The 22117-nt window shown below is 71.4% G+C and carries 13 protein-coding genes and 1 tRNA gene; 4 read left to right on the forward strand and 10 right to left on the reverse strand.

Features of this window, described 5'->3' with window-relative positions; genetic code table 11:
* Positions 1-16: 16 nt before the first annotated feature.
* Positions 17-8509 carry a hypothetical protein gene (locus ACTOWL_RS03710; RefSeq protein ID WP_441319839.1) on the forward strand — a complete coding sequence of 2831 codons (8493 nt, stop codon included), beginning with the start codon at positions 17-19 and terminating at the stop codon, positions 8507-8509.
* Positions 8510-8533: 24 nt separating this feature from the next.
* Here the strand turns inward: ACTOWL_RS03710 and ACTOWL_RS03715 are convergent, their stop codons facing one another.
* Complete coding sequence (locus ACTOWL_RS03715) at positions 8534-9613, reverse strand: LacI family DNA-binding transcriptional regulator (protein ID WP_441319840.1); 1080 nt, start codon at positions 9611-9613, stop codon at positions 8534-8536.
* A gap of 163 nt (positions 9614-9776) precedes the next feature.
* Between ACTOWL_RS03715 and ACTOWL_RS03720 the strand changes: the two genes are divergently transcribed.
* The 3 genes from ACTOWL_RS03720 to ACTOWL_RS03730 all read left to right on the forward strand — a co-directional run bounded on the left by ACTOWL_RS03720 (position 9777) and on the right by ACTOWL_RS03730 (position 13327).
* Positions 9777-10601, forward strand: a complete 825-nt coding sequence (locus ACTOWL_RS03720) for an ABC transporter substrate-binding protein (RefSeq protein ID WP_441319841.1) — start codon at positions 9777-9779, stop codon at positions 10599-10601.
* 64 nt (positions 10602-10665) lie between these two features.
* Positions 10666-12180 carry an amino acid ABC transporter permease/ATP-binding protein gene (locus tag ACTOWL_RS03725; protein ID WP_441319842.1) on the forward strand — a complete coding sequence of 505 codons (1515 nt, stop codon included), beginning with the start codon at positions 10666-10668 and terminating at the stop codon, positions 12178-12180.
* 19 nt (positions 12181-12199) lie between these two features.
* Positions 12200-13327, forward strand: a complete 1128-nt coding sequence (locus ACTOWL_RS03730; RefSeq protein WP_441319843.1) for an NAD(P)/FAD-dependent oxidoreductase — start codon at positions 12200-12202, stop codon at positions 13325-13327.
* 263 nt (positions 13328-13590) lie between these two features.
* On the opposite strand, the gene ACTOWL_RS03735 is transcribed toward ACTOWL_RS03730, so the two are convergent.
* From ACTOWL_RS03735 to hemC, 9 genes are all read right to left on the reverse strand, one after another.
* Positions 13591-14016: a hypothetical protein gene (locus tag ACTOWL_RS03735; protein ID WP_441319844.1), complete on the reverse strand. Its 426-nt coding sequence runs from the start codon at positions 14014-14016 to the stop codon at positions 13591-13593.
* A 143-nt stretch (positions 14017-14159) separates the two neighbouring features.
* Entirely contained in the window at positions 14160-14543 is a 384-nt protein-coding gene (locus tag ACTOWL_RS03740) for a response regulator transcription factor (protein WP_441319845.1), read from the reverse strand.
* Positions 14544-14662: 119 nt separating this feature from the next.
* Complete coding sequence (locus ACTOWL_RS03745) at positions 14663-15295, reverse strand: response regulator transcription factor (protein WP_441319846.1); 633 nt, start codon at positions 15293-15295, stop codon at positions 14663-14665.
* Positions 15292-16896: a sensor histidine kinase gene (locus tag ACTOWL_RS03750; protein ID WP_441319847.1), complete on the reverse strand. Its 1605-nt coding sequence runs from the start codon at positions 16894-16896 to the stop codon at positions 15292-15294. Before ACTOWL_RS03750 ends, ACTOWL_RS03745 begins: the two co-directional genes overlap by 4 nt.
* 37 nt (positions 16897-16933) lie before the next feature.
* Positions 16934-17617: an RraA family protein gene (locus tag ACTOWL_RS03755; protein ID WP_441319848.1), complete on the reverse strand. Its 684-nt coding sequence runs from the start codon at positions 17615-17617 to the stop codon at positions 16934-16936.
* A gap of 95 nt (positions 17618-17712) precedes the next feature.
* Positions 17713-17787, reverse strand: a tRNA-Thr gene (locus tag ACTOWL_RS03760).
* Between the two features lie 57 nt (positions 17788-17844).
* Positions 17845-18795 carry a heme biosynthesis HemY N-terminal domain-containing protein gene (locus tag ACTOWL_RS03765; RefSeq protein WP_441319849.1) on the reverse strand — a complete coding sequence of 317 codons (951 nt, stop codon included), beginning with the start codon at positions 18793-18795 and terminating at the stop codon, positions 17845-17847.
* Positions 18792-21167 carry a uroporphyrinogen-III synthase gene (locus ACTOWL_RS03770; protein ID WP_441319850.1) on the reverse strand — a complete coding sequence of 792 codons (2376 nt, stop codon included), beginning with the start codon at positions 21165-21167 and terminating at the stop codon, positions 18792-18794. Before ACTOWL_RS03770 ends, ACTOWL_RS03765 begins: the two co-directional genes overlap by 4 nt.
* Positions 21167-22111, reverse strand: a complete 945-nt coding sequence (gene hemC, locus ACTOWL_RS03775) for a hydroxymethylbilane synthase (protein WP_441319851.1) — start codon at positions 22109-22111, stop codon at positions 21167-21169. The genes ACTOWL_RS03770 and hemC overlap by 1 nt, the downstream gene beginning before the upstream one ends.
* Between the last annotated feature and the right edge of the window lie 6 nt (positions 22112-22117).

The following is a 22117-nucleotide window of genomic DNA, read 5'->3' on the forward strand; positions in this document are numbered from 1 at the left end:
CCGAGAGGGGAAGTTCATGGCCAATACGGTCACTGCCGGCGAGCCGGAGAACGAATTCGATTCGTTCGAGATCAGCAACGCACTGGATGGGGCCTTCGGCACGGTCGAGGAGCTGGCCAAGTGGGCGTCGACGACCACGATCGACGAGAAGGCCGCCGCGGCGCTGCTTCGCGGCACCATCGTCACCAAGGCAGTCGGCTTCCTCGCCGATGTCGCCTTTGCTGCCGGCGATACGGCCTATGATGGCAACTGGTCCAGAAATGCCGGCGAAGTGCTTGGGGGGGTGGGCGGGTCCATACTGGGCGGCTCCCTTGCGACGCTGGCCATCGGGGCCGGCTTCATGCCTTTCGTGGCCGTCACCGCGGTCGGCCTCGCCCCCGCGGCCGCCGTCGGGATCGCCGGAGCCCTCGTGGGTTGGGCTGTCGGCGAGTTCGTCGGCTGGACGATGACGGAACTCGGCGTCGACAAATGGTTGAACGAAAATCTGCCGGATGTGGTGTCCGATGCCTGGGCGGGGCTCGAACTGGGCTTCACCGAGTTGTTCTCGGGATCCAACCCGCCCCCGACCACGCCAGCCCCGACGGGGACGACGCCGCCCGATCTGAGCGGCAATCTGCATTCCGGCCCGCCCAGCACCAGCCCGACGCCGACGGACCCGTCGCCTGATGGCGGCGTCCGCGGTGGAGGCGGTTCGAGCGGAGGAGGAGGCGCGAGCGGAGGAGGCTGGGGCGGCGGCGGTCGCGAGAGCGATGGCGGTGGCCGGGACCAACCCCGCCCCGGAGCGAGTCCCACCGACGAAGATTATGGAAAGAGTCTCCCGCGCGCCACTGGCGGCATGCTTCGTGAATTCGATGAATACGGGAACACGATTGCACTCGGCGAGCATGTAAGCCAGCCCGTCAAGGGCGGACCTTTGACCTATGACGACGGCTACGATCGCTATTCATGGCCGGATTCCGACAAGGCGCACGATCCGGGATCTCGCTACGACCATTCGCCATCTCACGATTCACCGGATGCCGGCTCAGGCGGTTATGGCGGTGGTGACCGCGGATCAGGCTCCGGGTCGGGTGGGCACGATCCGGTCGCACTGGACCTGAACGGGGACGGCAGGATCGCGCTGGTCTCGCTGGACGACAGCCAAGCCATGTTCGACTTTGATGGCGATGGCAAAAAGGAGCGCGTGGCCTGGGTCGGGCCGCAGGACGGGTTCCTGGTCGCTGACCTGAACGGCAATGGCAAGATCGACCAGGCCAAGGAGTTGGCGCTGTCGCTGCTGACGCCGGGGGCGGACACGGATCTCGAGGCGCTGGCGGCGGTGTTCGACAGCAACCATGATGGCAAGATCGACGCCCAGGATGCGGATTTCGGCAAACTGCGGGTGTGGCAGGATGCCAACGGCAACGGCGTCACCGATGTGGGCGAGCTGAAGACCCTGGCCCAGGTCGGGATCACCAGCATCGATGTCAGCCCGCAGGGCAGCTGGCACGGCGCCGATGCGATGACCGAGGCCGATCGCGGCAAATGGTCCCTCGCCGGGCAGACGCTGCAGGCCGACGGCGTGCCGCATTTCGACCTGCCGGACGGCAACCAGCTGTACGGCGTCACCGTGGTGACGCGGAGCGACGGCTCGACCCGGCTGGTGGGCGACCTCGGCCTGGCCGTGGACCCGGTCGATGCGACGGCCACGCCGCAGGCCGACGGCACGACCCTCTACGCCCTGACGGGCGGCGGCCGCCTGCTCGGCGTGGCGGCGTCGCAGGCGCTCGACATCGATCTCGCGACGGCGGTCGTCGCCGGGCAGACCGGCCTCGCCGGCGCGATCGGCGGCGCCCTGAACGACACGATCTCGGACAGCGGCGCCGGCAACTCGCAGATCTATGGCGGTCTCGGCGACGACATCCTCAGCGGTGGCGGGGGCGACGACCGGCTGATCGGCGGCGAGGGGATCGATAGTCTGACCGGCAGCGTGGGCGACGACATTCTCCGGGGCGGAGCCGGCACGGATGATCTCGACGGCGGCGAGGGCAATGATACCTTGCGGGGCGGTGCGGGCGCGGACGCGCTCGACGGCGGCACCGGCATCGACATGGCGAGCTATGCCGGCAGCGCGGGCCAGGTCTCGGTGGACCTCGCCGCAGGAGCGGCCAATGGCGGCGACGGCACCGGCGACACGCTGACCGGCATCGAGGGCGTGATCGGCTCCATCCTCAACGACAGCCTGCTGGGCGACGCGGAAGACAATGTCCTGCACGGCGACGCTGGCAACGACACGCTTATCGGCCGGGCCGGCGATGACGTTCTCCACGGCGGTGCGGGCGCGGACGTGCTGTCGGGCCAGGACGGCATCGACCTGGCGACCTGGTTCGACTCGGCGGCGGGGGTGACGGTCAGCCTGATCACCAACACCGGCCAAGGTGGAGACGCGGCGGGCGACACGCTGAGCGGGATTGAGAACCTTGAAGGCTCGGCGTTCGGCGACACGCTGACCGGAGACGCCGCTGCCAATGACCTGTTCGGCGGTGCCGGCAATGACGGGCTCTACGGCAAGGAGGGCGACGATGTCCTCCTTGGCGGTGCGGGCGCGGATGCGCTGTCGGGTTGGCTCGGCTTCGACGTGGCGAGCTATGCCGTCAGCACGGGCCAAGTCTCGGTGGACCTCGCTGCCGGTGCGGCCAATGGCGGCGACGGCACCGGCGACACGCTGACCGGCATCGAGGGCGTGATCGGCTCGGACTTCAACGACGGCCTGGCCGGCGATGCCGAGGACAACCTGCTTCGTGGCGGTGCCGGCAACGACACACTCGGCGGCCGGGCGGGCGACGACGTCCTCCACGGCGGTGCGGGCGCGGATGTGCTGTCGGGCTATGACGGCATCGACTTGGCGACCTGGTTCGACTCCGCGGCGGGGGTGACGGTCAGCCTGATCACCAACACCGGGCAAGGCGGGGACGCGGTGGGCGACACCCTCGCCGGCATCGAGAACCTGGAAGGCTCGGCCTTCGCCGACCAGCTGAGCGGAGACGCCAGCGACAACACCCTTCGTGGTGGTGCCGGCGACGACGGGCTCTACGGCAAGGAGGGCGACGATGTCCTCCTTGGCGGTGCGGGTGCGGACGCGCTGTCGGGCTGGCTCGGCTTCGACGTGGCGAGCTATGCCGGCAGCACGGGCCAGGTCGGGGTCGACCTCGCAACCGGCACGGCCAATGGCGGTGATGGCACCGGCGACACGCTGAGCGGCATCGAGGGGCTGATCGGCTCGGACTTCAACGACGGCCTGGCCGGCGATGCCGAGGACAATGAGCTGCACGGTGGTGCCGGCAACGATACGCTCGGCGGCCGGGCGGGCGACGACGTCCTCCATGGTGGTGCGGGCGCGGATGTGCTGTCGGGCTATGACGGCGTCGACTTGGCGACCTGGTTCGACTCGGCGGCAGGGGTGACGGTCAGCCTGAACACCAACACCGGCCAGGGCGGGGATGCCGCGGGCGACACCCTCGCCAGCATCGAGAACCTGGAAGGCTCGGCGTTCAACGACACGCTCTACGGCAACGCCGGCGACAACCTGCTGATCGGCGCTGCCGGCAATGACACGCTCGGCGGCGGCGACGGCGACGATGTCCTCATCGGTGGGACTGGTGCCGACACCTTGAGCGGTCAGGGCGGCTTCGACATGGCTCTCTACGCCGGTGCGGCGGCGGTCACCGTCGATCTGGCGACCGGCAAGGGCGAGGCCGGCGCCGCCGGGGATACCCTGTCCGGCATCGAGATGCTGGTTGGCAGCGACTTCGCCGATACGCTGCGCGGCAATGCCGCGGCGAATGTGCTGATCGGCGGCGAGGGCGACGACACGCTGCAAGGGCAAGCCGGCGACGATGCGCTGTCCGGAGGAGTCGGGGCGGACACCCTGGCCGGCGGCGACGGCATCGATGTGGCGCTGTATGACGACGCCACCGCGGCCGTGAACGTCAATCTCGCGACCGGGGAAGGCATCGCAGGCGCGGGCGGCGACACGCTCTCCGGCATCGAGGACCTGGTCGGCAGCCAGTTCAACGACTGGCTCCGCGGCGATGCCGGAGGCAATGCCCTGTCGGGCAATGCCGGCGTCGACACCATCGAGGGCAATGACGGCGACGATCTCCTCATCGGCGGCGCCGGCGCGGACCGGCTGAACGGCGGTGCCGGGATCGATATGGTGTCGTATCGCGCATCGGCGGCCGGCGTGACGGCGAGTCTGAACAGCTCGACCTTCGTCGGTGGCGAAGCCGAAGGCGACGTCCTGACCGCGATCGAGGATCTCGAAGGCTCGGCCTTCAACGACGTGCTCTACGGCAGCGCCGTCGGCAACCTCCTGATCGGCGGCGACGGCGCGGACACGCTGGGCGGCATGGCCGGCGACGATACCCTCGTCGGCGGAGCCGGCGCGGACGTCCTCGCGGGCGGAGACGGGTGGGACTTCGCCCTCTACGGCGATGCCGCTGCCGCGGTCGTCATCGACCTCGCGGCCGGCACCGCAGAGGGCGGGGCCGCCGGGGATCGCCTGACCGGCATCGAGAGCCTCGTCGGCAGCACCTTCGGCGACCGGCTCCTCGGCAACTCGGCGGGCAACACCCTGGTCGGCGGCGATGGCGACGACACCCTCGACGGCGGCGCGGGCGACGACCTCCTGGCCGGTGGTGCCGGCGCCGATGCCCTGGAGGGCGGCGACGGCCGCGACCTCGCCGCCTATGACGACGCGACCACTGCGGTGAACGTCAACCTGGCGACCGGGATCGGCCAGGCCGGCGCCGCGGGCGACAGCTTGTCGGGGATCGAGGATCTCCTGGGCAGCGCGTTCAGCGACTGGCTGCGCGGCAACGACGGCGCCAACACGCTGATCGGGGCGGCGGGCGTCGACACCCTCGAAGGCGGAGCGGGCGACGACGTGCTCATCGGCGGCGTCGGCGGCGATGTGCTGAAGGGCGGCGAGGGCTGGGATCTGGCCTCCTATTCGGACAGCGCCGCGGGCGTGGCGATCGATCTGACTGCCGGGACGGAGGCGGGCGGAGACGCCGAAGGCGATGCCCTGTCCTCGATCGAGGATCTGATCGGCAGCGCCTTCAACGACACTCTGAACGGCAGCGCCCTGGCCAATGTCCTCACCGGCGGCGCCGGCGTCGACACGCTGCGGGGCTTCGACGGCGACGACGTGCTCCGGGGCGGCGCCGGGGCGGATGTGCTGAGTGGCGGCGAAGGTGCAGACGGAGCCTCGTACCGGGACTCCGCCGTTGCGGTGAACGTCAACCTGGCCACCGGCTTGGGGGCCGGGGGCGACGCCACTGGCGATTCCCTGACCAACATCGAGAATGTCCTTGGCAGCGCCGGCAGCGACTGGCTTCGCGGCAGTGCCGCCGCCAACTTCCTGTCCGGCGCGGACGGCGTCGACACCATCGAGGGCAATGACGGTGACGACGTGCTCGAAGGGGGCGGCGGCGGAGATGTTCTGAAGGGCGGCGCAGGGTTCGACATCGCGGCCTACACGGAGGCGGCGACGGCCCTGGACGTCAATCTGACGACGGGCGTCGGCGCGGGCGGCGAGGCCCAGGGCGATGTCCTCAGCGGCATCGAGGCCGTGCTGGGCGGCGCCGGCGCCGACACGCTCATCGGCAATGACCAGGGGAACATCCTGTCCGGCGGGGCCGGGATCGACAAGCTTTTGGGTGCGGCCGGCGACGATCTGCTGATCGGCGGCGGCGGTGCCGACCAGCTCGACGGCGGGGCCGGGGTGGATGCCGTCAGCTATTCCGCCAGCGCTGCGGCGGTCACCATCGATCTCGCGGCCGGCACGGGCGCCGGCGGCGATGCCCAGGGCGACACTCTGGCCGGGGTCGAGGCGGCCTATGGCACCCTCTATGCGGACACGCTCCGGGGCACCGGCGGCGCCAATTCCTTCTATGGCGGGGCCGGCAACGACTCGATCGTGGCGGGTGCCGGTGACGACATCATGATCGGTGGCGCCGGGGCCGACACCCTGGATGGCGGCGCGGGAGAGGATCTCGCCCTCTATTCGGACGCCGCCGCGGCGGTGAACGTCGATCTCAACACCGGGATCGGTCAGGCCGGCGCCGCCGGTGACAGGCTCATCAGCGTCGAGCACCTGTCCGGTAGCGCGTTCGACGATCTGCTGCGCGGCACCGCGGGGGCCAACCGGCTGATGGGCGCTGCCGGCGTGGACACGATCCAGGCCGGTGCGGGCGACGACTCGATTTGGGGCGGCACCGGCGCCGATGTGCTGGACGGTGGCGACGGTCGCGACATGGCGTCCTATGCCGACAGTGTCGCGGCCGTGAACGTCAATCTCGGCACCGGAATCGGGGCCAGCGGCGACGCCGCCGGAGACACACTGACCTCGATCGAGGATCTGCTGGGCAGCATGGGGAATGATTGGCTCAGGGGCAATGACGGCGCCAACACGCTGATCGGCGCCGCCGGGGTCGACACGATCCAGTCCGGCGCGGGCGATGACACGGTCTGGGGCGGCGGCGGCGCCGACGTGCTCGATGGCGGCGCCGGCCGCGATGTCGCGGTCTACGAAGACAGCCTGGCGGCCGTGAACGTGGATCTGGCGCGGGCCACCGGCCTCGGCGGCGATGCCGAGGGCGACAGGCTGTCGGGCATCGAGATCCTGGTGGGCAGCGACTTCGGCGATGCGCTGGCGGGGAATACCGGCGGCAACACGCTGGTGGGTGGCCTCGGCGCCGACACGCTGTATGGAGCCGATGGCGACGACGAGCTCAGCGGGGGCGGCGGTGCCGACACGCTGAATGGCGGCAACGGCCGCGATGCGGCCAACTACGCGGCGAGCGCTGCGGCGGTGAATGTCGACCTCAGCGCGGGCGCCGGGCTGGGCGGCGACGCGGAAGGAGATCGGCTGTCCGGGATCGAGACGGTTCTCGGCAGCCGGTTCAACGACGCCCTGCGCGGGGACGGGGCCAACAATATCCTTCTGGGCGGCGTCGGAGCCGACATCCTGGCGGGCATGGGCGGCAACGACATGCTCGTGGGAGGTGCCGGGGCCGACACCCTGGACGGCGGCGACGGCCGGGATGTCGCCGACTACTCGGCCAGCTCGGCGGCGGTCAACGTCAACCTGGCCACCGGAGCGGGGGCCAGCGGCGATGCCTATGGCGATACCCTGACCGGGATCGAGGACGTGCTGGGCAGCGTCGGAGATGACTGGCTGCGGGGGAACGAAGCTGCCAACGCGTTCGTCGGCGGTGCCGGGATCGACACGATCCAGGCGGCCGGCGGCGATGACCGGCTGGTCGGAGGCGACGGCGCCGACAAGCTCTACGGCGAGGACGGCAACGACACGGTCTGGGGCGGCAATGCCGGCGACACCCTGGCCGGCGGCAACGGCAACGACATCCTCATCGGGGGGCCGGGCGGCGCCGATGCCGATACTCTGAGCGGCGGTGCCGGCTGGGACGTGGCGAGCTACACGGAGTCCTTCAATTCGATCAATGTCGATCTCTCACAAGGCAAGGGCTTCTGGAGCGAGGCGCAAGGCGACACGCTCGCCGGCATCGAGGAGGTCTGGGGCAGCCGCTTCGGCGACGTCATCACCGGCACCGGTGCGGGCGAGACGCTGCGCGGCAACGACGGCAACGACACCCTCCGCGGCGGCGGCGGGGCCGACGCCCTGGACGGCGGGGCCGGCTGGGACATCGCCCTGTACACCGAGGACGGTGCCGGCGTGTCGATCGATCTCAACACAGGGCAGGGCGTCCGCGGCATCGCCCAGGGCGACCGCTTCTTCGGCATCGAGGAGGTGCAGAGCGGCGGCGGCGGCGACGTGTTGCTCGGCGATGGTGCCGTGAACGTGCTGCGCGGCAACGCCGGCAACGACTTCATCCATGGTGGATGGGGCGCCGACACCCTCGACGGCGGCAGCGATTGGGATTGGCTGAGCTACACGGCCTCCGGGGGAGCGGTCCATGTCGACCTATCCACCGGCCGCGGCTCCTGGAGCGACGCCGAGGGCGACGTCCTCAGCGGCTTCGAGGGCATCGAGGGCAGCCAGGGCAACGACACGCTCATCGGCAACGGCGGCAGCAACCGCATTGCTGGGCTGGGCGGGGCCGACACGCTCTACGGCAATGGCGGCGGCGATACCTTCGTCTACTACGCGACATCGGACAGCAGCGGCAGCGCCATCGACCGCATCATGGATCACACCGAGGCCGATGCCTCGACAGACCACGACTGGCTGGACCTGTCGGGCATCGATGCGAACATCAATGCGGCCGGGAACCAGGGCTTCGTGTTTGACGGGGTTTTCGACAATCGCGATGAGTGGCGGCAAGTTCACTCCAATGGAGCCTCCATCGGTCATCTCTATGCCTGGCGGGCGGGTGACAGTATGTACATCGAAGGCGACGTCGATGGTCAGGAGAACACCATCGACTTCTCGATCATGATCGTCGGACGAGCGTATGGCGGGATGGATAACAGCGACTTCATCCTGTAGAGGCGGCGCCGGCCGACGCCATCCCTACAGGGACGCGCCGGCCGGACCCCGCAGCGCGACCGAGGCGCGGGCCACCAGCCTGGTCGGAATCACCACATGGCGCGCCGGGCCGTCATAGCCCTTCAGCCGTGACACCAAGAGCTCGGCCACCGCCGTGCCGAGCTGATGCACCGGCTGGTCGATCACGGTGACCGGCGGGCTGGTGACGCTGGTCCAGTCGGCATCGTGAAAGGTGATCAGCGACAGATCGTCGGGGATCGCGAGGCCGAGGTCGCGAACCACTTTGAAAATCTCGAGCGCGATCACGCTGTCGGACGCCAGAATCGCGGTCGGCGGCGCGGGCGACCGCAGCAGGTCCATCGCGAGCTCGCGCGTCTCCTCGCGGCCGGTCGCCCCGAGCCGTACGGCCGGCGACGGGATCCGCGCCTTGTCGCAGGCGCCGAGAAAGCCTTCGACGCGGTGCCGGACGGACATGGTGTGGATGTCGGCGAGGTCGCGATAGGTGTGCTCGGGCGTGTCGCAGGCGGTGACGTAGGCGAGGCGGCGATGGCCGTGCTCGATCAGCAGGCGGGTTGCCGCCTCGGCCGCCTCGCGGTCGTCGACCGTGACCGTGTCGACGGAGAGCTCCGGAATGGCGCGGTCGAGCAGGGCCAGCGGCCGGCCGGACCGCTGGACATCCCGCAGATGGTCGATCTCGCGGGACCGTGACGGCGTGACGATCAGCCCGTCGACCCGCTTGGCCATCAGCGTCCGGATGGCGTCCTTCTCGGCCGCGATGTCCTCGCCGGAATTGGCCAGGATCACGGTGTAGCCGGCGGCGCGCGCCACGTCGCTGATGCCGCGCACGGCAGCGCTGAAGAACGGGTTCTCGATGTCCCCGACCACCACGCCGATGGCGCCCGACCGGCCCGTGGTCATGCTGCGCGCCAGCTCGTTGGGCCGGTAGTCGAGGGCCTTCGCCACCGCCAGCACCTTCTCGCGCACCGCGTCGCTGACGACGCCGTAGCCACCGAGGACCCGGGCCGCCGTGGCCTTCGAGACACCCGCCGCCCGGGCGACGTCGGCGACGGTGACGGACGGCTTCGCAAGCGGGGGCTGTTCCATCGGGCTGCTCTACAGGAGAGATTGACGGACGGTCAACGCGGCTCTAACAATTCCGGAAAGAGACCGGTCTCAATCAGGTAGAGACCGGTCTCTTACAAAAAGATACCGGTCTCATGGCCGGAATCTCTGGGCAGGCTGACGGAACCACGCAACGGAGGGAGACATGGAGAGATTTGCGGCGATGCTGGCGACGGGGGCCCGGGCGTTGGCTCTCGCGCTGGCCTTGGGTGGCTCGCTCGCCGGCCCGGCCCTGGCCGAATCCAATGCCTATGGCCTGATCGACCCGAAGGTGATCAGCGTCGGCACCATGGGCGACGCCAAGCCCTACACCTTCACGACGGCGGACGGGCAGTTCACCGGCTTCGACATCGAGCTGTTCCTCAACGTGGCCGAGCGGATCGGCTTCAAGAAGGACCAGGTCGTCTTCACCGGCCAGGAATTCTCCGCCCTGATGCCGTCGGTCGCGAATGGCCGCTTCGACGTGGCGGTGGCGGCGATCGGCACCACCGACGCGCGCAAGAAGACCGTCGACTTCTCCGACGGCTACCTGGCCGGCTATCTGTCGGTCCTCACGGCCGATCCGAAGATCACCGATGGCGGCCAGCTTGCCGGCAAGCGGCTCGGCGTGGTGCAGGGCACGCTGCAGGAGATCTACGCGGCCAAGAATTTCACCGCGACCGATCTGGTGAAGTTCCCCGACAACAACTCCGCCGTCGCCGCGCTCAACAACGGCACGATCGACGCGCATTTCCTCGATTACGAGGCAGCCAAGGACTATGCCGGCCGCTATCCCGCGCTCAAGGTCGCGATCAACATCCCCAGCTTCGACGCCCCGGCCGGCTTCGTCATCCGCAAGGGCAACGACGCGCTGCGCACCGCGCTGAACCAGGGGCTGCACGCGGCGATGCAGGACGGCACCTGGAAGACGCTGTACCAGAAGTGGTTCCCGGGCTCGCCGATGCCGGACCAGTACCTGCCCAAGAACTAGGCCGAATCCTGCTCGGCCGCCGCGGCCGGGCAGGCTCCGCCGCCGTCGACCCGGGAAAAGAATAGTGGACTGGCTCGAAACCCTGCGCCGCAGCTTCCTCGACTGGGACGCGATGGGCGAAGTGCTGCCGATGATGATCGCGGTCGGGCTGAAGAACACGCTGATCCTGGCCTTCGCCTCGACCGTGCTCGGCATCGCCATCGGCATGACGCTCGCCATCATGGGCATCTCGCGCTCGCCCTGGCTGCGCATCCCGGCGCGGATCTACACCGACGTCTTCCGCGGCCTTCCGGCCATCGTCACCATCCTGCTGATCGGGCAGGGCCTGGCCCGGGCGGGGCGAGAGCTGTTCGGGCCGTCGCCCTATCCGCTCGGCATCCTCGCCCTCGGGCTGATCGCCGGCGCCTATATCGGCGAGATCTTCCGCTCCGGCATCCAGAGCGTCGACCGCGGCCAGATGGACGCCTGCCGGGCCCTGAGCATGAGCTACGGCCAGGCGATGCGGCTGATCATCGTGCCGCAGGGCATCCGGCGGGTGCTGCCCGCTTTGGTGAACCAGTTCATCGGCAATGTGAAGGATTCCAGCCTGGTCTATTTCCTGGGCCTGCTGGCGTCCGAGCGCGAGATCTTCCGCATCGGCCAGGACCAGGCTGTGGTCACCGGCAACCTGTCGCCGCTGCTGCTCGCCGGCGTGTTCTACCTGCTGGTCACCGTGCCCCTGACTCATCTGGTCAACCTGATCGACACCCGGCTGCGGGTCGGCCGCAGCCTGTCCGGTGTCGGGGCCAGTGGTTTGGTCGAGGTCGGCGAACTCAAGGGCGCCGTGAGCGGCGGCGATGCGGACACCTGCTTCAGCGGCGGCAGCCTGAGCGTGCGCGGCCTCAGCATGGCCTATGGCGAGCATGAGGTGCTGAAGGATGTCGACCTCACCGTGCGGGCCGGATCGGTCACCTGCGTCATCGGCCCGTCCGGCTCCGGCAAGTCGACGCTGCTGCGCTGCCTGAACCGGCTGGTGGAGGTCAAGGGCGGGGACATCCTGCTCGACGGCGACAGCATCCTCGGCATGAAGCCGGACCGGCTGCGCCGCCGGATCGGCATGGTGTTCCAGCAGTTCAACCTGTTCCCGGACCACACCGCGCTGGAGAACGTCGCGCTGTCGCTGACCCGGATCAAGCGCCTGAAGAAGGGCGCGGCCGACCGCATCGCCAAGGCGCGGCTGGCCGAGGTCGGGCTGGCCGGCCGCCAGCATCACCGCCCGTCGCGGCTGTCGGGCGGCCAGCAGCAGCGGGTCGCGATCGCCCGGGCGCTGGCGATGGAGCCCGAGGTCATCCTGTTCGACGAGGTCACCAGCGCGCTCGACCCGGAGCTGGTGAAGGGCGTTCTCACTTTGATGGCCGATCTCGGCCGGCGCGGCATGACCATGGTGGTCGTCACCCATGAGATGGGCTTTGCCCGGCGGGTCGCCGACCAGGTCGTCTTCATGGATGAAGGCCGGGTGGTCGAGGCCGGGTCGCCCGAGGCGATCTTCGACCGGCCGCAGAGCGAGCGGCTCAAGCGCTTCCTGGCGGAAGTCCTCTAATCCAGGCGAAAGACCCGTGATGAAGAACAGAGTCTCGAACGTCGTCGTCATCGGCGCCGGCATCTTCGGCGTCTCCACGGCCGTCCAGCTCGTCCGGCGCGGCGTGGCGACCGTGCTGGTGAATGACGGCCCGGTCGCGAACGGCGCCTCCGGCCGCTCGCTGTCCTGGCTCAACTCGTCGCGCTGGCGCTCCGACGCCTATCACCGGCTGCGCATGGCCGGTATCGACCGCTACCGGACCCTGGCGCACCAGCACCCGGGCGCGGACTGGCTGAGATTCGACGGCGGGCTGACCTGGGATGCCGATGACGACGGCAATCGGATCGAGGCGGCGTATCGCCACGAGGTGTCGCTGGCCTATGACGCCTGGCATCTCCAGGCCGCGCAGGTGCCGGCGGTGACGCCCGGCGTCGACGTCTCCGCGATCACGCCGCAGGGTGCGATCTTCAATCCCGGCGAGGGCTGGGTCGACCTGCCGAGCCTGATCCGCCTGCTGGCGGAGGAGTTCCAGGAGCGCGGCGGCCGCCTCGTCACCGACGCCGGGGCGGCGCGCGTGCTCGTCGAAAGCGGACGCGCCGTCGGCGTGGCGACGGCGCGGGGAGGGGAGCTTCGGGCGGATGCCGTGCTGCTCGCCACCGGCCCGTCGGTGCCGCAGATGGCGGCCGAGGCCGGGCAGAGGATCGACGACGGCACCCCGGTCTCGCTGCTGGTCACCACCAGGCCGGTCGGCGCGCCGCTGAAGGCCGTGCTGAACACGCCGCGCGTGGCGATCCGCCCCGCGCCCGGCGGCGCCTTCGCGCTCGATTCCGCATGGTCGGAGCAGGAGGTGGAGATCCGCCCCGACGGCAGCTATGGGGTGAAGCCGGAGACCATCGACGGCCTGCTGGCGGAGGCCTCGAAGGTCCTGGAAGGCAACCCGACGCTGGAGCTCGATCACTATGGCGTGGGCCGCAAGCCGATCCCCGGCGACGGCGACCCGGTGTTCGGCGAGCTGCAGGCGATCCCGGGCTATTTCGTCGCCTTCAGCCACAGCGGCGCCACGCTCGGGCTGATCGCCGGCGAGCTTCTGGCCTTCGAGATCGCCACCGGCGAGCGGCACCCGATGCTCGCCCCGTTCCGCCCGGAGCGGTTCCGGACCGTCCGATAAGGGGGCTCGTCCGCAGGAGGTCGCCGCCGTGATCGAGCAGGCCGCCCGGTCGGCCCCGACGGTTGCGTCCGGTGAACCGCGGCGCCGCCTGGCCCCATCGCGCGGGGGGCTGGCGGAGCCCTGCATTCCGGTCGCCGGACAGAGACTTTGGTATGGGGCCGGAGCTGGGCTCCGGCCGGTCAAACAGCGGAGCCGCGGAGCGATCCCTCGCTCCGCGGCTCGGTGTCTTGCCTGGGGCCGGCGCACTCGGCGCCCGGCGACCCTCACTCTCGATAGTTGTCGGCGGCGCCGTCGAGGACGATCGTGCCGCCGTCGATCAGGACCGCCGTGAGGCCGTCTTCGATCGCCGGCCGCGCGGGCAGAGGAATCCGGCGTCGGGACCGGGCCACCGGGCCTGCAGCCGCGATCCAGAGGTCGATGCCCCGGGCCGAGGCGTGGAGGCGGAGGAAATGATCCGTGCCGTCCTTGCCGGCACCGTCCCGGGCCGCGAGCCGGATCTCGACCTCTCCCGCCTGCCGCTCCTCCGACGGGCCGAGCGGCTGCCGCGAGCACGACAGGTGCAAGACGTCCAGCCGGCGGCTGCCCGACGCGTCGCGGCGGGACGTGAATGAGATCGTCCAGCTGAAATACTGGGCATTGCCGGTTTCGACATGGCGCCGAATGAAGGCGCCCGATCCGCTCCAGAACATCGCCTCCTCCCAATTCTGTGATCGTCGAGACAGTCACAGCATGGCGGACGGTGTGGGGCGGACCCATTCCACTGTGGTTTGCGCCGGCTGGCGTTTTCGGTGGCGGGGGATAGACCTAGGTATAGGTCGCCGATGCGCCGGGATCAGCTCGGCCGGGCCTCGCGCCGCAGCGCCGAGGCCAGGCATCCGATCAGCACCTCGGCATCGACCGGCTTCTCCAGGAAGCCGTGGGCGCCGCCGGCCAGGGCCTTCGACCGCGTCGCCGCGTCGGTGTAGGAGGTCATGAAGATCATCGGGGAGGACCCGCCCTGCGCGTTCAGCAGCGCCTGCAGGTCGAGGCCGGTCATTCCCCCCATCCGGACGTCCACGACCATGCAGGCCACCGCGGACCGGCCCGGGAAGGCCAGGAACTCCTCCGCCGAGGCGAAGGGCAGCGCGCTGTAGCCGAGCGAGGACAGGAGATCCTCCAGCGCCTCGCGGATGGCCTGGTCGTCGTCGATGACGGCAATGACGGGGGAATGGGACACGATACCTCGGCGGACGGCAAAACGGGACTAAGGCCCGCCCATCCTGGATAGCCGAGGGTCCGCCGCGCGGATACCATACATAGGTTCAGGACGAAGCGGCTGTCCGTCCAGGCCGGGCGTCACCGCTCCAGCAGCTCCGTTTTCCGCACCAGGTCGGCGACCGAGCGGACGGCCATCTTCCGCATGACGTTGCCGCGGTGCAGCTTGACCGTGATCTCGCTGATGCCGAGCAGGCCGGCGATCTGCTTGTTCATCAGCCCCTTCACCACCGCCGCCATGACCTCGGTCTCGCGCGGGGTCAGGGTGGCGGCCAGCGCCGCCACCTCCTTGGCCGCCGCGGCGTCCCGGCGCTGTGCCATGTCCTTGTCGATGGCGGCGGCCACCGCATCCAGCATGTCCTGGTCGCGGAACGGCTTGGTCAGGAAATCCATCGCCCCGGCCTTCATCGCCCGCACGCTCATCGGGATGTCGCCATGGCCGGTCATGAAGATGATCGGGCGGGTGTTGCCGGTGCGGGCCAGCTGGGCCTGCAGGTCCAGCCCGCTGAGGCCCGGCAGGCGGACATCGAGGATCAGGCAGCCGGGCCGGTCGGTCGGGGCGGCGTCGAGCAGCTCCCGGGTCGAGCCGAAGCTTTTCGTCTCGATCCCGATCGAGCGCAGCAGATCGGTCAGCGCCTCGCGGATGCCCTCATCGTCGTCGACGATGAGGACGAGGGGCGTGGCGGCGGGCGCGGTTCCGGCTGGTGCTTTCATGACGTTTGCGCGGTGTCCGTCGGCAGCGCGAACTCGAACACCGCTCCCCCCTGCTCGTGAGTCCTGGCCGTCAACCGTCCGCCATATGTCTCGATGGTCGAGCGGCAGATCGCAAGCCCCATTCCCATGCCGCCCTTCTTGGTCGTGAAGAACGGCTCGAACAGCCGGGCCTGGAGCTCGTCGGGAATGCCCCTGCCGCGATCGCGGATCGCGACGCGCACCTCCGGCGCCTCGGGCCCGGCGGGCCCCGCGGGCCCGTCGACGCTGACCGTCAGCTCGCGCGCGGCGGCCGCCGCATCAGCCATGGCGTGCAGACCGTTGGTCATCAGGTTGATCAGCACCTGCTGCAGCGCCACGCGAACGGCCCGGATCGGCGGGATCGACGGCGCGAATTGCGTCACGACCGTCGCGGCATGGGTGCTCAGCTCGGTCTCCAGCAGCGCGATCGTCTCCTCGATCAGCTCGCGTAGATCGATCGCTTCGTCGCTGCGCTGGTCGCGCACCAGCTGGCCGCGCGTGCGCTGCACGATCTCGGCGGCGCGCCGGCCGTCCCGCACCGTCCGCTCCGCCGCCCGCACCGCCGCTTCGATGTCGGGCGGATCCTTGCCGAGCCAGCGCAGGCAGGTCTGGGCGTTCATCACCACGGCGCCGAGCGGCTGGTTGATCTCATGCGCGATCGAGGCCGACAGCGCGCCGACCGTCGCCGCCCGCGACGCCCGCGCCAGCTCGGCCTGGACGGCGAGCTGGGTCTGCTGGATCTGCTCGCTCTGGGTCACATCGACCATGGCGACGACCACGCGGCCGAACTCGTCCGCCTCGTCCGGGAAGGTGATGCCGAGCAGGACAGTCATCACCCGCCCGTCCGCCGCGACCAGCTTCGCCCTTCCCTCGAACTGGCTGCTGCCCTCGGCCACCGCGGTCAGGACCGCCAGCGGGGCAGGGTCGTCGGCCGGCAGGAAGCGCTCGATCGGGCCCAGCGCCTCGGCGGGCGACGGCAGCCGCAGCAGCTCCGCCGTCGCGTCGTTGACATGCACGGTCCGGATCCGCCGGACGCAGTCCCGGGCGAAGGCGGGGTGCGCGCGGGCATGGGCGGCGAGGTCGTGCACGCCCTGCTGCCGCAGCGCCGCGAGCATGGCCCTGACCTCGGAGAAGTCCTGCTCCCACAGCGAGACGGGGGCCTGCTCGAAGATCGACCGGTACCGCTTCTCGCTGCGGGCCAGGGCGGCGTTCGCCTGCACCAGGGACTGCTTCGATGCCTGGTCGCGCAGCAGCAGCACCGTGGTGATGCCGATCGCCGCCAGCGAGATGCCGCAGCGGACCACGGCCGAGGCATCCGCCCCCTGGCCGTGCGAGATGAAGAAGGAGAGAACCGCGAGGCCGGCACAGGCCAGCGCCAGGAGGATGAGGCCGCGCCGCGAGAAGGTGTCCGAGGCCGCCAGCATCACCAGCACATAGAGCACCGCGATGGCGCCGGTGACATCGGTGAAGGTGTCGACGACGAAGACGGCCGCACCCAGCAGCAGCGCCAGCAGGCGGTGCCGGCGGCGGCGCTGGATCCGCGCCAAGCCAGGCCCGGAACCGGGCGCGAGGTCGGCGGGCATCTCTGCGGCGTCGCGGCTCATCGAGGCGGCAACCTTCTCAGTCGACCGAGCGGACCCGGTCGGAGTCGAGGATGCGGCGGGCGAAGTCCGGCATGGTCAGGCCGCCGCGGACCGCGGCGTCGAGCGCCGCCTCCTTCTGCCGGATCGCGGCCAGGCGGTCGACCACCGCGGCCAGGCGCTCCCGCGGGATCACCACCACGCCGTCGAGGTCGCCGACCAGCACGTCCCCGGACTCGACCCGCACCCCGCCGACCACGACCGGCAGCCCGGCCGTGCCCGGCCCTTGCCGCGCCGGCGAGTTCGGGGTGATGCCGGCCGCGAACACCGGCAGCCCGACCTGGCGCAGGCCGGCCAGATCGCGCACCAGCCCGTCGGTCACCAGCGCCACCGCGCCCTTGTTGCGAGCCATGCCGGCGACCAGGTCGCCGATCACCGCCGTGCCCTCATAGCCGCCGGCGGCGCAGACCAGCACGTCGCCCGGCCCGGCGATGTCGAGCGCGGCGAACACCGCCAGATTGTCGGCCGGGCCGCAGTCGCAGGTCACCGCGACGCCGACGAAGCCGGCGGGATCGACCGGCTTGATCCGGTGGTGCAGTGCGCCCGAGCCGTCCATGGCGTCGACGGCGAAGCCGGTCTGGATGCCTTGCAAGGCCTCGACCAGCGCCGGGTCCGGCCGGGCGAAGCGGCGGCGAATCGTCAGCAGCGGCGGATCGTCGATCATGGCGCACCCCTTTGGCGACAGGCCCATCGCCCGGGCGAACGCTATACCGCCCGGCAAAGCCAAGGCAACAGCACGGGGACGTCGGGCGGGAAGGGTGGTGCCGAAGCGGGGATTCGAACCCCGGACCTACTGATTACGAATCAGTTGCTCTACCCCTGAGCTACTTCGGCGCCGCAGGGCGGGCACCCTATACAGGGCGCACGCCGCAGCGTCAACGGCGGCGCGGCTCAGGCCGTGGCGGCCGGGACCACGGCCGTGCCGCCGGCCGGCGGCACCGGCGCGGGTAGGAAGGCGTCGATCTCGACCGGCGCCGGCGCCAGGCCGCGGGCGGGACCGGGGAGGCGCCAGGCCAGCGTGTCGAAGCCGTGGCAGTGGTCGCACAGCGCCGCCGGCACGAAATCCGGCTCCAGCCCCACCGCCTTGTGGGCGAAATCCAGCGCCTGGGACAGGTTGCCCGCGTCCTCGGCCTCGCGGCTGCGCTCGACCAGGATGCGGGTCTTGAAGCGCCGCCCGTCCTCGGCCGGGATCGCCTTGACCCGCACCGAATGGGCGAGGCTGAGCTGGGCGTCGGCCCAGCGATGCTGCGCCACCTCCAGGTCGAAGCAGGCGCGGTGGGTCCAGGCCGCGTCCGGCCGCAGCGACCGGGCGCGCTGCGCCATCTCCAGCGCCTGCAGCGATTCCTTGTGGCGCAGCGACTGGTTCAGCAGGCCGCGCAGGCCCAGGAACTCCATGTCCGGCCGGCGCAGCATCGCCTCGAAATAGCGGGTCGCGGCGGTGTCGTCGCCGGCCAGCTGCGCCGCCTGGGCGGACAGCAGCAGGGTCAGCGGCGGCTCGTCCAGCAGCACATCGGCCTTGCGGGCGAAGCGCCGCGCCGCCTCGGCGTCGCCGGCGGCGACCGCGACCATGCCGCGGGTCAGGGCGCGATAGCCCTTCTCGCGGCGGGCGAAGCGGCGGCCCTCGACAAAGCGGCCGGGGGCCCGGCGCAGCGAGCGCCAGAAGCGGTAGAGATACGCCGCCAGCAGCATCAGCGCCGCCGCGGCCGCCACCAGCACCGCGACCGAGGTCTCGATCACCCGGCCCTGCCACTGGATCTCGACATGGCCCGGCCGGTCCGCCAGCCAGACCGCGACCGCGATCAGGATGGCCAGCTTGAGGGCGTAGATCAGCAGACGCTTCATGGCGCCTTCGGGGGCTGGGTGTCACCGGCGCTCGTCGCCGCGGACAGGCGCTGCACCGCCAAAGCGGACAGGCTCTGCAGCGCCGATTCGGCCGAAAGCCTGGCCTCGGCCTGGCCGCGCCAGGGCGCCATCGCCGAGGCCGCGGGGCCGTTCAGGCCCTTGACCGCCTCGACCGCGCCGGCCAGGTCGCCGCGCTGCAGCCGGCCTTCGGCCCGGGCCAGCACGGCGTTGGTGTCGGTGCCCTCGACCTCGCCCGGGGCCGGGCGGACCGTGACCAGGTCCTGCACCACCGAGAGGCTGCGGTCGACCCAGTCGCCGCTCTCCGGCTGGTCGGCCTTGCGCGCCGCCTCCGCCGCCTGGACGAAGCCGGTGGCCAGGGCGGCGCGGCTGGGCACGCCCTTCGCCGCCGGCTCCAGCGCCGCCACGGCATTGGCCAGGCCGGGATCGTTCTGGGCCAGGCCGCGCAGCAGGGCCAGCGTCTCGTCCAGCGGCGCTCCGGTGTCCAGGGCGCTGCGCAGCTGGCCGGCGGCCAGGCTCAGCGCCTGGGCGCCGGTGTCGCTGTTGCGCAGCCGCTCGACCGTCGCCTTGACCGCGTCGACCTGCTGCGGCAGCGCCGCCCGGGGGCTGCCATTGGCCTGGGAACCGGAGGACAGGGTGGCGACGGTGTCGCCCAGCGTCTTGACCGCGGCCTGGGCCGATTCCAGCGCCGCGACCCGGGCCTCCAGCGCCGCCACGGCCTCGGGGGCAGGGGCCGCCGGGGCAGGGGCCGCCGGGGCGGGCTGCTGCTGCGGCGCCGTGCCGGCCAGTTGGTCCAGCCTCTGCTGGATCGCGTCGACCCGGGCGGCCAGGTCGGCGCGGCCCTTCTCGATCGCGGCGGGGTCGATCGGGCCGCCGGGCGGCTTCTCCAGGGTCTCGACCCGCTTGCCCAGCCCGTCGATCGCCTCGGCGGTGCCGGAGGGCAGGTCGGCCAGGCGCTTCTCGATGAAGGCGACGCGGTCGCCCAGCGTCGGCGAGCCCTGCGGCGCCGGGGTGGGGGTGGAGGGGCCGAACAGCTTCGGCGACCACATCGGCGCGGTGACCGAGATCGCGGCGAAGATGACGGCGACGCCCGCCGCATACCAGGCCGAGCGCGCAGGGTTGCCCGGCGGCTCGGCCGGGGGCGGCGGCGGGATGGTCGGCGGGCCGACCCGCGGCGGGCCGGGCGGGTTCTCCGGCTCGGACAGCTCGGCCGGCTCGGGCGCGCCTTCCTCCGGCGTGGCCGGTCGGGTGCGCGCCAGCTCGGCCGGGTCGAGCGCGATGCCGTGGGTCCTGGCCGCGGCCAGGATGTCGGCGTGGCGCTGCTCCGGGATGGCGTTGCGCCGCTTCCAGCCTTGCACCGTGGTCACCGGCACGGTCAGCTTCGCCGCCATCGGGCGGATGCCGCCGAAGGCCTCGATCACCCGCTCGGTCGGGGTCAGCGGCCCCTCGCTCGGAAGCGCCAGGGCGTCCTCGGGAAGCGGTGCGGCGGCGGCGGCCGTCTCGTCGGCGGAACCCGGCTGAGCCTGGCCCGGCTGAGAGGTGGCCGACACGTCGTCCGGCTGCTGGGACTCAGGGCCGGGGGCCGCTGCTTCGCCTGGCTTGTCGGGGGTCGGGTCCATACCGTTCGCCGTCCTCGTCTCTTGCTCAGCGGGAAAATCGGAAAGCCGCGCCAGCAGCGACGGCGAATCCGGCCTGTCCGCGATTCGCACCGCCCGCCAGGGCGACGGATCCAGCGCCTGGGCGACGGCCGGGCTCAGGCAGACCGCCGTCAGCCCGGCGAGGCGATGGGTCAGTTCGACCCGGGCCGCGAGGGTAGCAAAGACCTTCGCGGTGCGGGGAGAGAAAAACACCACGCCCGCCAGCCCGGGGTCGGCCAGGGCGGCCATCGCCGCCGAGGGCAGTGCCGCCGCCGGCCGGGCGCGGTACAGCACGATCCGCCGCACGGTGAAGCCGGCGAGCAGGGCGGGCAGGTCGCGCGCCACCTCTTCGCCCGACGGGTGCAGCAGCACCCCGGCCGCGGGGTCCAGCCGGGCGCGGGCCAGCTCGGCCAGGTCGTCGCCGTCGCCGGCGGCGCTGGCCACGTCGCGGAAGCCCAGCGACCGGGCCAGCTCGGCGGTGGCGTCGCCGACCGCCAGCACCGGCAGGTCGCGCCGCGTCACCCGCCGGGCGAAGGCGTCGATGCCGTTGCGGCTGGTGGCCAGCACCGCCTGCACGTCGCCGAGGTCGATCGGGCCGGGATCGACCGGCTCGATCTCCAGGATCGGGGCGACCACCGGGTCCAGGCCGCGATCGCGCATCGCGTCGGCGAAGCGCTCGGCCTCTTCCCGCGGCCGGGTGACCAGCCAGCGCGTCATCATCCGGCCAGGAAGCGCGGGCCGATGCGGCGGCGCAGGGCCGCGCCGGCCTCGGTGCCCAGCCGCGCCGCCTCGGACCGATGGCCCTGGCGCCGGTCCTCATGCATCTCACTGCCGTCCGGCAGGGCGACGCGGGAGGTCAGGGTCAGCGTGTCGTTCGGGCCTAGCTCGGCCAGCGCCGCGATCGGGGTGCGGCAGCTGCCGTCCAGCGCCGCCAGCAGGGCACGCTCGGCCGCCACCCGGTCGCCGGTGTCGCGGTCATGGATCGGGGCCAGCAGGGCGCGCACCCGGTCGTCCGCCTCGCGGCATTCGATGCCGATGGCGCCCTGGGCCACCGCCGGCAGCATCTCCTGCGGGTCGAGCACGGCCGAGACCCGGTCGGCCCGGCCCAGGCGTCTCAGCCCGGCCAGGGCCAGCAGGGTGGCGTCGACCGTGCCGGCATCCAGCTTGGCTAGGCGGGTGTCGACATTGCCGCGGAACGGGACGACCTGGAGGTCGGGCCGCAGCGCCAGCAGCTGCGCCTGCCGCCGCAGGCTGGAGGTGCCGACCACCGCGCCCGGCTTCAGCGCCGCCAGGCTGGCGGGGCCGGCCAGGGCGGCGTCGCGGGCGAACAGCGCGTCGCGCGGGTCCTCGCGCGGCAGCAGGGCGCCGATGATCAGCCCGTCCGGCAGCCGGGTCGGCATGTCCTTCATCGAATGGACGGCGATGTCCAGGCTGCCGTCCAAGAGGCCGTCCTCGATCTCCTTGGTGAACAGGCCCTTGCCGCCGATCTCGGACAGCGGCCGGTCCTGCACCCGGTCGCCGGTGGTGCGGACGACCTGGATCTCGACCGCGCCGGGGGCCGCCAGGGCCGGATGCGCCGCGATCAGACGCCGCCGCGTCTCCTCGGCCTGGGCGAGGGCAAGGGCGCTGCCGCGCGTGCCGATGCGGAGAACGGTGTCCATGGCCCG

This window comes from Inquilinus sp. CA228, assembly GCF_052078665.1.
GTDB lineage: Bacteria > Pseudomonadota > Alphaproteobacteria > DSM-16000 > Inquilinaceae > Inquilinus.

What these genes read in the sequence shown, in the direction of transcription:
- ACTOWL_RS03710 (WP_441319839.1), top strand. Translation starts at nt 17, where the DNA reads ATGGCCAATACGGTCACTGCCGGCGAGCCGGAGAACGAATTCGATTCG.
- ACTOWL_RS03715 (WP_441319840.1), bottom strand. Translation starts at nt 9,613, where the DNA reads ATGGAACAGCCCCCGCTTGCGAAGCCGTCCGTCACCGTCGCCGACGTC.
- ACTOWL_RS03745 (WP_441319846.1), bottom strand. Translation starts at nt 15,295, where the DNA reads ATGAAAGCACCAGCCGGAACCGCGCCCGCCGCCACGCCCCTCGTCCTC.
- ACTOWL_RS03735 (WP_441319844.1), bottom strand. Translation starts at nt 14,016, where the DNA reads ATGTTCTGGAGCGGATCGGGCGCCTTCATTCGGCGCCATGTCGAAACC.
- hemC (WP_441319851.1), bottom strand. Translation starts at nt 22,111, where the DNA reads ATGGACACCGTTCTCCGCATCGGCACGCGCGGCAGCGCCCTTGCCCTC.
- ACTOWL_RS03750 (WP_441319847.1), bottom strand. Translation starts at nt 16,896, where the DNA reads ATGCCCGCCGACCTCGCGCCCGGTTCCGGGCCTGGCTTGGCGCGGATC.
- ACTOWL_RS03730 (WP_441319843.1), top strand. Translation starts at nt 12,200, where the DNA reads ATGAAGAACAGAGTCTCGAACGTCGTCGTCATCGGCGCCGGCATCTTC.
- ACTOWL_RS03755 (WP_441319848.1), bottom strand. Translation starts at nt 17,617, where the DNA reads ATGATCGACGATCCGCCGCTGCTGACGATTCGCCGCCGCTTCGCCCGG.
- ACTOWL_RS03720 (WP_441319841.1), top strand. Translation starts at nt 9,777, where the DNA reads ATGGAGAGATTTGCGGCGATGCTGGCGACGGGGGCCCGGGCGTTGGCT.
- ACTOWL_RS03765 (WP_441319849.1), bottom strand. Translation starts at nt 18,795, where the DNA reads ATGAAGCGTCTGCTGATCTACGCCCTCAAGCTGGCCATCCTGATCGCG.
- ACTOWL_RS03770 (WP_441319850.1), bottom strand. Translation starts at nt 21,167, where the DNA reads ATGACGCGCTGGCTGGTCACCCGGCCGCGGGAAGAGGCCGAGCGCTTC.